Raw genomic sequence first — 13,636 nt, 5'->3', positions numbered from 1 at the left:
GCCAGCCGGGGCCGTCGTCGGCAGGGTGTGAGAGGCTGCAACCGTGAACCGGCTCGGCGGCGCCACCTCGCCCTACCTGCTCCAGCACGCCACCAACCCGGTGGACTGGTGGCCCTGGGCGGACGACGCCTTCGCCGAAGCCAAGCGGCGCGACGTACCGGTCCTGATCTCGGTGGGGTATGCGGCCTGCCACTGGTGTCACGTCATGGCGCACGAGTCGTTCGAGGACGACGAGGTCGCCGCGCTCGTCAACGACGGGTTCGTGGCGATCAAGGTGGACCGTGAGGAACGCCCCGACGTCGACGCGGTCTACATGACTGCCACCCAGGCGATGACCGGGCAGGGCGGCTGGCCCATGACGGTCTTCGCCACCCCGGACGGCGAGCCGTTCTTCTGCGGCACGTACTTTCCGAAGGCCGCCTTCATGCGGCTGCTCACCTCGGTCGGCACCGCCTGGCGGGAGCAGCGCGAGGACGTCCTCAAGCAGGGCGCCGCGGTGGTCCAGGCGATCGGCCGCGCCAACCCGGCGGGAGCCACGGCCGCGCCGCTCACGGCGCAGCTGCTCGACACCGCGGCCAAGCGCCTGACCACCGAGCACGACCGACAGTACGGCGGGTTCGGCGGCGCGCCGAAGTTCCCACCGCACCTGGCCCTGCTGTTCCTGCTGCGCCACCACCAGCGCACCGGCTCCGCCGAGTCCCTGGAGATCGTCCGGCACACGTGCGAGCAGATGGCCCGCGGCGGCATCTACGACCAGCTGGCCGGCGGCTTCGCCCGGTACGCCGTGGATCAGACCTGGACCGTGCCGCACTTCGAGAAGATGCTCTACGACAACGCCCTGCTGCTGCGCGTCCACACCCAGCTGTGGCGGCTCACCGGCGACGAGTTCGCCCGGCGGATCGCCGACGAGACCGCCGCGTTCCTGCTGCGCGACCTCGGCACCGGGCACGGCGGGCTGGCGTCCGCCCTCGACGCCGACACCGACGGCGTCGAGGGACTCACGTACGCGTGGACGCCCGCGCAGTTGACCGAGGTGCTGGGGGAGCAGGACGGCGCCTGGGCCGCCGACCTGTTCCGGGTCACCGGGGCCGGCACGTTCGAGCACGGCACGAGTGTGCTGGTGCTCGGCCGCGACATCGACGCCGCCGACCCGGAACTGGTGGCGCGCTGGCGCGACGTACGGTCCCGGTTGCTGACCGCCCGCGCTGCCCGGCCGCAGCCCGCCCGCGACGACAAGGTGGTGGCCGCCTGGAACGGCCTCGCCGTCACCGCCCTCGCCGAACACGGCACCCTGACCGGGGCCGCGACCTCCACCGCGGCCGCCATCGAGCTGGCCGGGGTGCTCGCCGACCGGCACCTCGTGGAGGGGCGGCTGCGCCGGGTCTCCCGCGACGGCGTGGTCGGCGCACCGGCCGGGGTGCTGGACGACTACGGGTGCGTGGCTGAGGCGTTCTGCGCGGTGCACCAGATCACCGCGGACGGGCGCTGGCTGACGCTCGCCGGGCAGCTGCTGGACGTGGTGCTGGAGCGCTTCTCCGCGCCCGGCGGTGGCTTCCACGACACCGCGGACGACGCCGAACAGCTGGTCACCCGGCCCGCGGACCCCACGGACAACGCCACGCCGTCCGGCTTGGCGGCCGCCTGCGCGGCCCTCATCGGGTACGCGGCGCTCAGCGGCGAGACGCGGTACCGGGAGGCGGCCGACGCCGCCCTGGCCACGGTCGGGCGGGTGATCGGGGGGCATCCCCGGTTCGCCGGATACTCGGCGGCCGCGGCCGAGGCGGCCCTCGCGGGACCGTACGAGATCGCCATCGCGACCACCGACCCGGCCGACCCGCTGGTCGCGGCGGCACACCGGCACGCCCCGCCGGGCACCGTCGTCGTCGCCGGGGAACCGGACCGCCCCGGAGTGCCACTGCTGGCCGACCGGGCGCTCGTGGGCGGGGTCACCACCGCGTACGTGTGCAAGGGTTTTGTCTGTGACCTGCCCGTCACCAGCGAGCCTGAGCTGCTCGCCCGACTCGCCGTTTGAGCTGGGTGCTCGCTACGCTGGCGCCGACATGGATACCAGAACCGGTCTGCCCGTAGTCGGCATGGTGGGCGGCGGCCAGTTGGCCCGCATGACGCACCAGGCCGCCATCTCCCTCGGCCAGTCGCTGCGCGTGCTCGCCGAATCACCAGACGACAGCGCCGCCCAGGTCATCGCGGACGTGCGGATCGGCTCCCACACCGACCTGGCGGCCCTGCGCGAGTTCGCGAAGGACTGCGACGCGGTCACCTTCGACCACGAGCACGTGCCCACCGAGCACATCGCGGCGCTGGAAGCCGAGGGTGTCCGGATCTATCCCGGTTCGGCGGCCCTGGTGTTCGCGCAGGACAAGGGGCGGATGCGGGAGCGGCTGGCCGAGCTGGGCGCCCCGGTGCCGCGCTGGCGGCCGGTGACCGGCACCCCCGACATCGCCGCGTTCGCCGACGAGACCGGCTGGCCGGTGATCGCGAAGGCCACCCGCGGCGGGTACGACGGCAAGGGCGTGTGGGTGCTGTCCTCGCCGGACGAGGCGCAGCGGCTGGTCGACACCGGCACCCCGCTGATCGTCGAGGAGAAGGTGCCGCTGCGCCGGGAACTCGCCGCGCTCGTGGCACGGTCGCCGTTCGGGCAGGTCGCCGCGTACCCGGTGGTGGAGACCGTGCAGCGCGACGGGATCTGCGTCGAGGTGCTGGCCCCCGCGCCCGGTTTGAGCGACGAGCGGGCCGTGGCCGCGCAGCAGCTGGCGATCGACCTGGCCCACGCGCTCGGGGTGGTCGGGCTGCTGGCGGTCGAGCTGTTCGAGACCGACGCCGGCATCGTCGTCAACGAGCTGGCCATGCGCCCGCACAATTCCGGGCACTGGAGCATCGAGGGCGCCCGGACGTCGCAGTTCGAGCAGCACCTGCGGGCCGTGCTGGACTACCCGATGGGCTCGACCGCGCTGACCGCACCGGCCGTGGTGATGGCCAACGTGCTGGGCGGCGCGTCCGGCGGCATGTCCATCGACGAACGGCTGCACCACCTGTTCGCGGCCGACCCCGGCGCGCGGGTGCACTTCTACGGCAAGCAGGTCCGCCCCGGCCGCAAGATCGGCCACGTGACCGTGCTCGGCGACGACATGACAGAGGTGCGTGCCCGGGCCGCGCGCGCCGCCCGATGGCTGCAGGAAGGCAAGTAGAGATGGCACCCCGCGTCGGCATCATCATGGGCAGCGACTCCGACTGGCCCACGATGGAGGCGGCGGCCGTCGCCCTCGCCGAGTTCGACGTCCCGTTCGAGGTGGGTGTCGTCTCGGCGCACCGCACGGTCCGCAAGATGGTCACGTACGCGGAGACCGCCGCCGACCGGGGCCTCCAGGTGATCATCACGGGTGCCGGTGGGGCCGCCCACCTGCCCGGGATGGTGGCCGCGCTGACCCCGCTGCCGGTCATCGGGGTGCCGGTGCCGCTCAAGCACCTCGACGGCATGGACTCGCTGCTGTCCATCGTGCAGATGCCCGCCGGGGTGCCCGTGGCGACCGTGTCGATCGGCGGGGCGCGCAACGCGGGCCTGCTGGCCGTCCGCATCCTCGGTGCCTCGGACGAGGGCCTCCGCAAGCGGATGGCGGAGTTCCAGGCGGGCCTGGAACAGCTCGTCGCCGAGAAGGACGAGGCTCTGCGCAACCGGCTGATGTCCTGACCCGCCCGGCCAGCTCCTGACCCGCCCGGTCAGCGGAGGCGGACCAGGGCGCCGCGCAGGCGTTCCTGGGTGCGGCGGCGGTTCTCGTTCGTGGCGCCGAGGAACAGCAGCCCGACCCCGAGCGGCACCAGCACCAGCCACGGACCGACCAGCGTCACCGCGAAGTGCAGCGCCGCGATCGCCGTGACGGCCGCGCCGACCACCACCGGGGCCTGCTGGCGCATCCGGGAACCGATGATCAGCGTGACCACCCCGCCGAGCAGCAGGACCAGCTCCCGCAGGTCGCCCGCGTCCGTGGCCAGCACGATGCCCGTGGTCGGCACGAACGCCGCCAGCAGAGACGGCCCGTACGCGGCCCAGCTGCTCAGCTCCGGCCGCATCCGTACCTCGAGCACCCCCACCAGCAGCGCCAGCGCCGCGAACGGCAGGGTGTACGCCTCGGGCAGCGCCACGTCCGCCAGCGTCATGAACAGCCACCAGCCGACGATCTCGAACCCGACCGCCAGCCAGAACAGCGTCCGCCGGTTGCCCGCGGTGCGTCCGGGCCGGGACGCGGCCAGGCCCAGCACGGCCCCCCACGCCGCCAGCAGCGCGGCGAGGTGGCGGGGCGAGTTGATGGCCAGTGCTCCGGCCAGCAGCGCGGACGCGTACCCGCTCCACTCGACCGTGGCGGCCTCGCGGGCGGCCTCGGGGCGGCCGAGACGAGGCAGGGTGGCTTCCAGGATCAGCAGTACCGCGCCGACGGTGAGCACCCCGAACGCCGCCCAGGCCGGGGTGAGCCCGGCCACGAGCGCCACGGTGAGCACGAAGAACTGGGCCATCACGGCGGCGAACAGCCAGCCGAGGATGCGGGCGTGCGCGGTACGCCCGGCGATCGCCCCGACCAGCCCGACCCCCACAGCGCTGCCCAGCGTGAACAGGGTCAGCCGTTGGGCGGCGAGGCTGCCCGCCAGACCGGCGCCGCCGGCCAGCAGGCCGATGACGAAGACGATCGCGCGGGTGGTGCCCAGCAGCGTCGCCCGGGCCGACACGGGTGGCGGGGTCAGCGCGAGCCCCAGCATCGAGATCGTGAACACCACGAGGGCGGCCATGGTGGACGCGGGCCACGCCGCGTTCAGGCCGATCGGCGCGATCAGCAACGTGATCGCCAGACCGGGCAGCACCACCGGTACGGACTCGGCGGGGCGCCCGCCGAACCCGGTGGCCGCCAGCGCGGCCGCCACCGTGAGCAGCACCGCGGCGAGCACCCCGGTGGCGTCCACGGTGCCCTGGGTCGGGTCGGTCAGCGCGGTGACCGGTCCCTGCCAGATCGCGTTCAGCTGCTTCAACGGGTCGACCAGCGCGCCCTTCAGCGCCGGGGCCAGCGAGATCAGGGCCAGTACGGTCGGGACCAGGGCGACCATCACCGCGCCGGCGGCCGGGTCGACGAGCCAGCGCCCGCGCAGCCCGCTGGGCCGGACCGCGGTCCAGCGGGGACGTTCGTAGCCGCGGTCGGACCAGAAGTTCGTGGGTGCGATCGTGATGCCGGGTGCCGGGGTGGCCCCGCGCAGCAGTTCCGCGATGACGCCGAGCAGGGCGGCCGTCGCGGCGTACAGGGCGGTCGGGTTACCCGTGGGCAGCGACACGAACGCCGTGATGGTGGCGCCGCCGACCAGGCCCACGGTGGCCCAGGGCAGGTACTGCGGAATCCACTGGGCGACCAGCGCCAGCACCGCGAGGCACAGACAAGACGCCGCCATCGCAGCGGTCAGCACGACCGCCGCCGAGCGGCCCTGGTCGGCGGCGATCGCGGCCAGCATGCCGGGCGCGGCCAACAGCACCGAGGCCGTCGCGGCGCCGCCGATCTGGGCCCGGTGCCGGGGCATTCCGGTGTCGTCGCGGGCGAGGGTGAATTCCTCGTCGGCCACCTCCGCGTGCGGCCAGCCCGCGTCGCGCCGGGCCGGCCCGGCGGACGCCGCCCGCCGTGGGTCGACCGGCGACGCTCCGGCGGCGGGATCCGGGTCGTCCGGGTCGGTGGCCGGCACGGTGAGCGGCACGTCCGTGCGGCACAGAATGGCGACCACGAGTCCGATCAGTACGACGAACGCCAGGGCGACCGCGGTCGACCAGGGCCTGACCAGTCCCACGGCGACGAAGTGCACAGCGACGGCGGTGGCCACCGCGGACCAGGCCACGGCCGCCCGCGGATCGGTGGCGGCCACCGCGCCGATCCCGTACGCCAGTGCCACCGCCCCGCCGACCAGCAGCGGCGCCCACCACGGCAGGCCGAAACACGCCGGCGCGCCGATCGTGGCGATCGCCGCCGCCCCGGCCGCGACGTCGTACGACAGCGGGCGCGGCAGTGCCGCCACCGCGGCGAGCGCCAGCAGGGCCAGGGTGACCGGTGCCTGCCACGCCCCGGTGGGCAGCGCCGGTGAGGGGTGGCTCAGGTCGGACGCCCACAGTGGACCCGGCGCGGCGATCAGTCGCAGCCCGGCGCTGAGTGCCTGCCACGCGGCGATCCCGCCGACCACCGCCCCGGCCAGCCCGAGACCGCGGACCGGACCGCGCCGCCAGTCCTCCGGCAGCGCCCGGACCCCCAGGGCCACGACCAGCACCACCAGGCCCGCGACGACCAGCGGGGCGTGGGGGAACGCCAGCGCCGTCACGCGGGACAGCGCGCCGCAGATGGCGACGGTGGCCGCCGCCGCGGCGATGTCCGGCCCGTCGAGCATCCGGTCGGCGCGCCGGCCGGAGTCGATGGACCTGGCGAAGAACAGCAGGCCCGCCGCCGTCAGCAGCAGGGCGCCCACCCACACGTCGGGTGGGGTGGCGCCGGGGGCCAGGATCGCGGCGAGGGCCAGCGCGACCGCGCCCAGCCCGGTGCCGATCGTCAGGGGCAGGCTGATCTCCCGCCGCGCCACCTGGAACACCGCCGCGTAGGTGAGGGTCCCGGCGACCGCGAGGAAACCCACCGCCAGCGCCGGTACGGTCACCGCCTCGGTCGGTGGGGGCCCGCTGCCCCTGTCGTGCATCGCCAGCACCGCGGTCACCACCGCGCCGGGCAGGGCCAGGGCCGCCGCCGCGGCCGCCCAGTCACCGACCAGCCACGCGTACAGCGGGACGGGGACCTGGCGGGCCCCGATCGCGGTCATCATCCCGGCTCCGGCGATCGCGGTCAGCACCGCCGCGGTGAGCCAGGACGCGCTGAGCGCGGCGGCCGCGCCGAACAACCCCACCACCCCGGCACTCGCGATGTGCGCGATCGCGACGCGCCGGGTACGGGAGGCCAGGCCCGCGGCCCCGAGCCCGATCGCCGCGAGAACCAGCGGCCACGGTGCCTGCGCCCACGGCAGCCCGAGCGACGCCGGTACGGCCAGCGCGGTCACCGCGACGCCCGCCACGGCACCCTCGTGCCGTACGTCGGCGGGCAACGCCACCGCGGCCGCGACCGTGACCAGCAGGGCGCTGAGCGCCAGCAGCCATCCGGCCGGCGCGGCGCGGGCGATCGTCTCGGCGTACACGGCGGTGTCCGCGTGCCACACGGGCCGGGCCGCCTGCACCGGGGCCAGCGCGGCGCGCAGCGCGTCCAGCGCCACGAACAGCCCGACCATCGTGAGTGCACCCGCGGAGGCCAGTTGCGGGCCGCGCCGCACCTCCTCGGGGATCCGGTGGACCGCGAGGCCCGTGACCGCCACGGCGGCGGCCGCCACGGCGAACATCCACGGTGGTGAGGCGACGTCCGCAATGCGGGCGCAGGCGGCGATGACCGCCAGGGTGAGCACCCCGCCGGTGACGTTGCGCGCGGTGACGTTGTCGAGTAGCCGGGCCGCGGCGTGCGCCACGGCGGCGGCCAGCACCAGGACGATGCCGGAGCGTACGGCGTCCGCGACCGCGTCGGCGCTGATCAGGGCGGCGCCCGCGTAGATCAGGGCGCCGGTGACCGCGGCCCAGAGCAGGGCGTACGTGAGTTCGCGCAGCCACCCACCCGCCGACGGTGGGGCGGCGGCCCGGCCTGGCGGAACCGGGCCGGATGCCGTGGTCGCCGGGTCGGTCTCCGGGAACAGCCACGTCGGCGCCCAGTGCAGGCGGCTCGGGCTGGCGAGTGCCCCGATGATCAGATCCGGCTCCTCGGGCCGGGACTCGGGCCGGGGCGGTGCGTCGGACTCGGCCGTATCCGGTGCGGTCGCTCCCGCGGCCACGCCGCGAGCTGCCGTGCCCGCGCCCGCCGCGCCTGCGCCTTTGCCCGCGGTGCTCGTGCCCGCTGCGCCCGCCGTGCTCGTGCCCGCCGCGCCAGTGCCCGCCTGTCCCGGACCGGCGGTGTCGCCGGGCGTCGAGCCGGCCGGGCCGCCGGAACCGAGGTCGGCGGTGTCCGGTGGGACGCCGTCTGCCGGGCGGGGGCCGGCGTCGCGGGCGGTGAAGTCGGTGACCCCGGCGGCCCTGGCGTCTGCGGCTGCCCTCGACCGGCGGCCGACCGGTATCAGGCGGCTCAGCAGCGGCAGGTGCGGCAGCAGCGGCCCGGAACGGATGACCGTGGTGAGCAGCAGCAGGTCGATGACGGCGACCGCGGTCAGCGCGACGCCCCAGCCCGCCGGGCTCTCGATCGCCGGGTACGCCAGCAGCGGCGCGACCGGCTGCAGCGCGACGACCGTGCCGTATCGGGGGGCGCTCAGCTGGGTCCTGCCCGCGTACACGAAGGCGGCCGCCGCGGTGATCGCGAAGGTGATGCCCAGGAAGAGGGTGACAGGGACGGCGCGCCCGCCGACCACGGCGCTGCCGTACAGCGCGTACACCGACATCGGCAGCAGCACGAGGCCGACCGCGGCGACCGTCTCGCCCGTTGACGTCAGGCCGCGCCGGGCGATGCGCGGCGCGACGGACAGCGCGGCGGCGGTGGCGACCCCGAGGACCAGGGACCGGGCGATCGGGTTGCTGACCGCCACACCCGCGAAGACGACCGCGGCCACGCCCAGCAGCAGCGCTCCGAGGCCGAGCAGGATGTTCTGCACCGACTGGGTGGAGGTCTCCGGGGGGTGCTCGTGCGGGTGCTCCATCTGCGGGGCACGCGGAGGCGGGCCCGGGTGCTCGGTGGGCGGGGGGCTGTCGAGCAGGGCGGTGCGCCCCTCGGCAGCGGCACGGGGCCGGCGGCCCGCCCTGGGGTACGCACCTCCACGCTCGGCCCGCGACGGTGTCCCGCCGGTCGGCGCGGGCCGCCTGCCGGAGCCCGCCGCGGCACCGGCCGCGCGTGACCCGGAATGCGGTGTCCGAGCCCCACCAGGCCCGGCCCCACCAGGCCCGGCCCCACCAGGCCCGGCCCCACCAGGCCCGGCCCCACCAGGCCCGGCCCCACCAGGGCCAGACCCGCCAGGGCCAGACCCGCCAGGGCCAGCCCCAACAGGGCCAGCCCCACCCGGCCCAGCGGCACCAAGCTCACCGCCCCCGCCCCCGGACCCGGCGGCCGAAGACCCGGCCCCGGGTCCGGCCGGGGAAGATCCGGCTCCAGGCCCGGCGGCGGGAGATCCCGCCCGGGGCCCGGTGGCGGGTCCAGCCGGGGAAGGCCCGGCTTCCTGCCCGGCGGCGGGAGGCTCGGCCCCGGAGCCGGCAGGGGGAGGCTCGTTCGCGCCGGTCGCAGCATCGGAGAACCGGCCCGCGCCAGATCCGGACGGCGAGCCGGGCGGGGGAGATCCGGCGGCCGGTGGGCGCGGGACCGGAGGCCCCGGGACCGGGGCGGTAGCGCCGTCGTCGGCCGCGGACCGGCGCCGCAGCCGCTGGCGGCGGGCGGCCTTCTTCGCCTTCTGGGTGTTGGCATGGGCCAGGATGTCCCGCTGGAACTGCGCGGCCTGCAGCTTCGCCGCGATCTGCGTGCGTTCCTTGGCGGCCGCCATGTCGCGGACCTTCAGCTCCGCGATCGAGGCGTCGATACGGGCCAGCTCCTCGTCATAGCTGTCCGGCTGCTGCCCCTGCGCCACGGCACCTCCTCGACCGACCGGCGACGGGTACCCGAAATGAGCGCGCGTGCCCCGCCGGTCGCACGTCCTTACTAGAGCATGCCGGTACGACACCTCATTAGAACAGGCTCACGGGGGTCGAGATCCATGGAAACGGCGGCGAATCCGACAGGGAGTACGCCTACGCCTGGGGGTGGGGGCGGCCCATGCCCCGGTACTGCCAGCCCGCGCGGGCCCACAACGCCGCGTCCAGGCAGTTCCGGCCGTCGATCACCAGGCGCTGGGCGACCAGTTCCCCCATCGCCTGGGGGTCGGCGTTGCGGAATTCCGCCCATTCGGTGAGTACGCACAGCAACTCGGCGCCGCTGACGGCCTCGGTCATCGTGGCGACGTACGTGAGGCCCGGCTGGGCGGCGCGGGCGTTCTCCATGCCCTGCGGGTCGTACACCCGGACGTCGGCACCGGCCTTGGCGAGGGTGGCCGCGATGGCCAGCGACGGCGAATCCCGTACGTCGTCGGAGTTGGGTTTGAACGCGGCGCCCAGCACCGCGATCCGGGTGCCGGACAGGTCGGGTCCGGCCGGGCCGGACCGGCGGCCGAGCAGCTCGGCGGCCAGTTGCATGACCCGGCCCCGGCGGCGCAGGTTGACGAGGTCGACCTCGTGCAGGAAGCGCAGCGCCTCACCCGCACCCAGCTCCTGGGCGCGGGCCTGGAACGCGCGGATGTCCTTGGGCAGGCAGCCGCCGCCGAAGCCGACGCCGGCCTGCAGGAACCGGTTGCCGATCCGGGGGTCGTACCCGATGGCCTTGGCCAGTTGGGTGACGTCGCCGCCCGCGACCTCGCAGACCTCGGCCATCGCGTTGATGAAGCTGATCTTCGTGGCGAGGAAGGCGTTCGCGGCGACCTTGACCAGCTCGGCCGTGGCGAAGTCGGTGACCACCAGCGGCACCTCGCGGTCCTCCGTGGCGGCCAGGTCGAAGACGCCCTTGTGCGCGGCGTACAGCATGCCGTTGGCCCAGTCGGTCTTGACGCCGACGACGATGCGGTTGGGGCGCAGCACGTCCTCGACCGCGAAGCCCTCCTGCAGGAACTCCGGCGACCAGGCCACCTCGACCTGCAGCTCGGGGGCGGTGTGCTTGGCCACCAACTGCTCGATCCATTCGGCGGTGCCGACCGGCACGGTCGACTTGCCCACGATGAGCGCGCGGCGGGTGAGATGGCGGGCCAGATTGGTGACGGAGGTCTCCACGTACGTCAGGTCGGCGCCCATGCCGTCCCCGCGCTGCGGCGTGCCCACGCAGATGAAGTGCACGTCGGCGAACTCCGCGACCTCCTGGTACGAGGTGGTGAACCGCAGCCGCCCGGCCGCCAGGTTGGCGCGCAGCAACTCGTCGAGGCCGGGCTCGTGGAACGGCACCTGCCCGCCCGCCAGCTTGGCTATCTTGGCCTCGTCGACGTCGAATCCGAGGACCTCGTAACCCAGCTCGGCGAAGCAGATCGCGTACGTCGCGCCCAGGTAGCCCGTACCGAGGAACGACAGGCGGGGGCGCGACGCGCCCGACGGCGGGCTCACTTCGGTGAACGCCGTCGCCGTCTGCTTGGTCGGGTAGGGGATGGTCACGCGAATCTCCGCTCAATGCTGGGGGGCATTCACTTTCTCACGGTGAACCGGTGCTGTCGCCCACCGCTTACCCGGTGGGGCGCCGGGGGAAGCGCCCGCCGAGTTGGCCGCGGAGAGGATAGCCGTCGTACCCTACGCACCAGTAACATTTGCGCCGACCGTAGCGAGAGGGGCCCTACATGAGCGCGTTCGACGTTTACCAGCTGCCGGAAGATCACGAAACCATTCGCGCGGCAGTGCGCGAGATCTGTGACGCCCGGGTGGCCCCGAACGCGGCTGAAGCGGACGAAAGCGGCGAATTCCCCAAGGCCTCGTACGAGGCACTGCGCTCGTCCGACTTCCACGCCCCGCACATCCCGGTCGAGTACGGCGGCGCCGGCGCGGACGCCCTGGCCACCGCGATCGTCATCGAGGAGGTCGCCCGGGCCTGCGCCTCGTCCTCGCTCATCCCCGCGGTCAACAAGCTGGGCACGATGCCCCTGCTGATCGCGGCCTCCGAGGAGCTGAAGCAGAAGTACCTGACTCCGGTCGCCGCGGGCGAGGCCATGTTCTCGTACTGTCTGTCGGAGCCCGAGGCGGGCAGCGACGCCGCCGCCATGACCACCAAGGCGGTCCGCGAGGGCGACTACTGGGTGCTCAACGGCGTCAAGCGGTGGATCACCAACGCGGGAGTCAGCGAGTACTACACCGTCTTCGCGACCACCGACCCGTCGTCGCGTTCGCGCGGCATCTCGGCGTTCGTGGTGGAGAAGTCCGACGAGGGGGTCAGCTTCGGCGCGCCGGAGAAGAAGCTCGGCATCAAGGGCTCGCCGACCCGCGAGGTGTACTTCGACAACGTACGCATTCCGCTGGACCGCATGATCGGCGCCGAGGGCACCGGCTTCGCGACTGCGATGAAGACCCTCGACCACACCCGGGTGACCATCGCCGCGCAGGCGGTCGGCATCGCGCAGGGCGCGCTCGACTTCGCCAAGGGGTACGTGCAGGAGCGCACGCAGTTCGGCAAGCCGATCGCCGACTTCCAGGGCGTGCAGTTCATGCTCGCCGACATGGGCATGAAGCTGGAGGCGGCGCGGCAGCTCACCTACGTGGCCGCGGGCAAGAGCGAGCGCGGTGAAGCCGACCTGACCTACTTCGGTGCCGCCGCGAAGTGCTTCGCCTCCGACGCCGCCATGGAGATCACCACGGACGCGGTCCAGCTCCTCGGCGGGTACGGCTACACCCGCGACTACCCGGTCGAGCGGATGATGCGCGACGCCAAGATCACCCAGATCTACGAGGGCACGAACCAGGTGCAGCGCATCGTCATGGCCCGCCAGCTGCTGAAGGGCTGACCGCCCGGCCGTGGCGTCCGACCGCCCGTGACGACCTTGATCGTCGCGGGCGGTTCCGTTTGGTGATCGAGTGCCGCGCGCGGGATCAGTTGAGCCGGCGCAGCGGCGTGCCGGCCAGGAAGGCCTGGATGTCCTCGACGGCGTGGCCGTAGTAGGTGCGGTAGTTGGACCGCGAGACGTAGCCCAGGTGGGGTGTCGTCAGCAGGCGCGGCGCGGTACGCATCGGATGGTCGGCGGGCAGCGGCTCGACGTCGTACACGTCGATCCCGGCGCCGGCGATGGTGCCCTCGCGCAGCGCCGCGAGCAGGGCCTGCTGGTCGACGATCGCCGCACGGGACGTGTTGATCAGGTACGCGCCCGGCTTCATCGCCGCCAGCTCGGCGGCACCGATCAGTCCCCGCGTACGGTCGCTGGACGCCAGGTGGACGGAGACGAAGTCGCTCTCCCGCAGCAGGTCCTCCTTGGTGGCGGCGAGCCGGACACCGACCTCGTCGGCGCGTTGCCGGGTGAGGTTCCGGCTCCAAGCCACCACGTCCATGCCGAAGGCGAGGCCGACCGCGGCCACCCGGCTGCCGATCTTGCCGAGGCCCAGTAGCCCCAGCGTGTGGCCGTGCAGGTCGGCGCCGACGGTGCTCTGCCATCCACCGGCGCGCAGCCCGTCGTGCTCCGGCACGAGGTTGCGCGCCAGGCCCAGCAGCAGCGCCCAGGTGAGCTCGACGGGTGGCGTCGGGGAACTGGCGGTGCCGCAGACGGTGACGCCCCGTTCGGTCGCGGCCGCGAGATCGATGGCCGAGTTGCGCATGCCGCTGGCGACGAGCAGCCGCAGCCGGTCGAGGCGGCCCAGCACCTCGGCGGGGAACGGAACCCGCTCGCGCAACGTCACGACGATGTCGCAGTCACCGATGGCCGCCACCAGGTCGTCGGCCGTGGCGAAGTGCTCGGTGAAGGTGACCAGCTCGACCTCACCGTCCAGCACCGACCAGTCGGCGAACTCGGTGGCGACGTTCTGGAAATCATCGAGGACGGCGCATCGCAGCGGCATGTCGTG

General features: G+C 74.1%; 8 protein-coding genes. 5 read left to right on the top strand and 3 right to left on the bottom strand.

Annotated features, from left to right (window positions below):
• The first annotated feature begins 43 nt into the window (after window positions 1-43).
• The 3 genes from ACMCNN_RS25275 to purE are packed head-to-tail and all read left to right on the top strand — an operon-like array spanning window position 44 to window position 3,706.
• Window positions 44-2,032 carry a thioredoxin domain-containing protein gene (locus ACMCNN_RS25275; protein ID WP_412742999.1) on the top strand — a complete coding sequence of 663 codons (1,989 nt, stop codon included), beginning with the start codon at window positions 44-46 and terminating at the stop codon, window positions 2,030-2,032.
• 28 nt (window positions 2,033-2,060) lie between these two features.
• Window positions 2,061-3,206, top strand: coding sequence for a 5-(carboxyamino)imidazole ribonucleotide synthase (locus tag ACMCNN_RS25270; RefSeq protein WP_412742998.1), 1,146 nt, complete (start codon window positions 2,061-2,063; stop codon window positions 3,204-3,206).
• 2 nt (window positions 3,207-3,208) lie between these two features.
• Window positions 3,209-3,706, top strand: coding sequence for a 5-(carboxyamino)imidazole ribonucleotide mutase (gene purE, locus ACMCNN_RS25265; protein ID WP_412742997.1), 498 nt, complete (start codon window positions 3,209-3,211; stop codon window positions 3,704-3,706).
• 29 nt (window positions 3,707-3,735) lie between these two features.
• Here the strand turns inward: purE and ACMCNN_RS25260 are convergent, their stop codons facing one another.
• Window positions 3,736-8,739: an SCO7613 C-terminal domain-containing membrane protein gene (locus ACMCNN_RS25260; RefSeq protein ID WP_412742996.1), complete on the bottom strand. Its 5,004-nt coding sequence runs from the start codon at window positions 8,737-8,739 to the stop codon at window positions 3,736-3,738.
• 753 nt (window positions 8,740-9,492) lie between these two features.
• Between ACMCNN_RS25260 and ACMCNN_RS25255 the strand changes: the two genes are divergently transcribed.
• Window positions 9,493-9,729, top strand: coding sequence for a hypothetical protein (locus ACMCNN_RS25255; RefSeq protein WP_412742995.1), 237 nt, complete (start codon window positions 9,493-9,495; stop codon window positions 9,727-9,729).
• 85 nt (window positions 9,730-9,814) lie between these two features.
• On the opposite strand, the gene ACMCNN_RS25250 is transcribed toward ACMCNN_RS25255, so the two are convergent.
• Window positions 9,815-11,254, bottom strand: coding sequence for a UDP-glucose dehydrogenase family protein (locus ACMCNN_RS25250; RefSeq protein WP_412742994.1), 1,440 nt, complete (start codon window positions 11,252-11,254; stop codon window positions 9,815-9,817).
• Window positions 11,255-11,433: 179 nt separating this feature from the next.
• Here ACMCNN_RS25250 and ACMCNN_RS25245 point away from each other — a divergent pair, with 179 nt between their 5' ends.
• Complete coding sequence (locus ACMCNN_RS25245) at window positions 11,434-12,588, top strand: acyl-CoA dehydrogenase family protein (protein ID WP_412742993.1); 1,155 nt, start codon at window positions 11,434-11,436, stop codon at window positions 12,586-12,588.
• An 85-nt stretch (window positions 12,589-12,673) separates the two neighbouring features.
• On the opposite strand, the gene ACMCNN_RS25240 is transcribed toward ACMCNN_RS25245, so the two are convergent.
• Window positions 12,674-13,630, bottom strand: a complete 957-nt coding sequence (locus tag ACMCNN_RS25240) for a D-2-hydroxyacid dehydrogenase family protein (protein WP_412742992.1) — start codon at window positions 13,628-13,630, stop codon at window positions 12,674-12,676.
• Window positions 13,631-13,636: the final 6 nt, after the last annotated feature.

This window comes from Krasilnikovia sp. MM14-A1004, assembly GCF_047159485.1.
Classification (GTDB): Bacteria; Actinomycetota; Actinomycetes; order Mycobacteriales; family Micromonosporaceae; genus Actinoplanes.
This window is presented reverse-complemented; position numbering and strand designations above follow the sequence as displayed.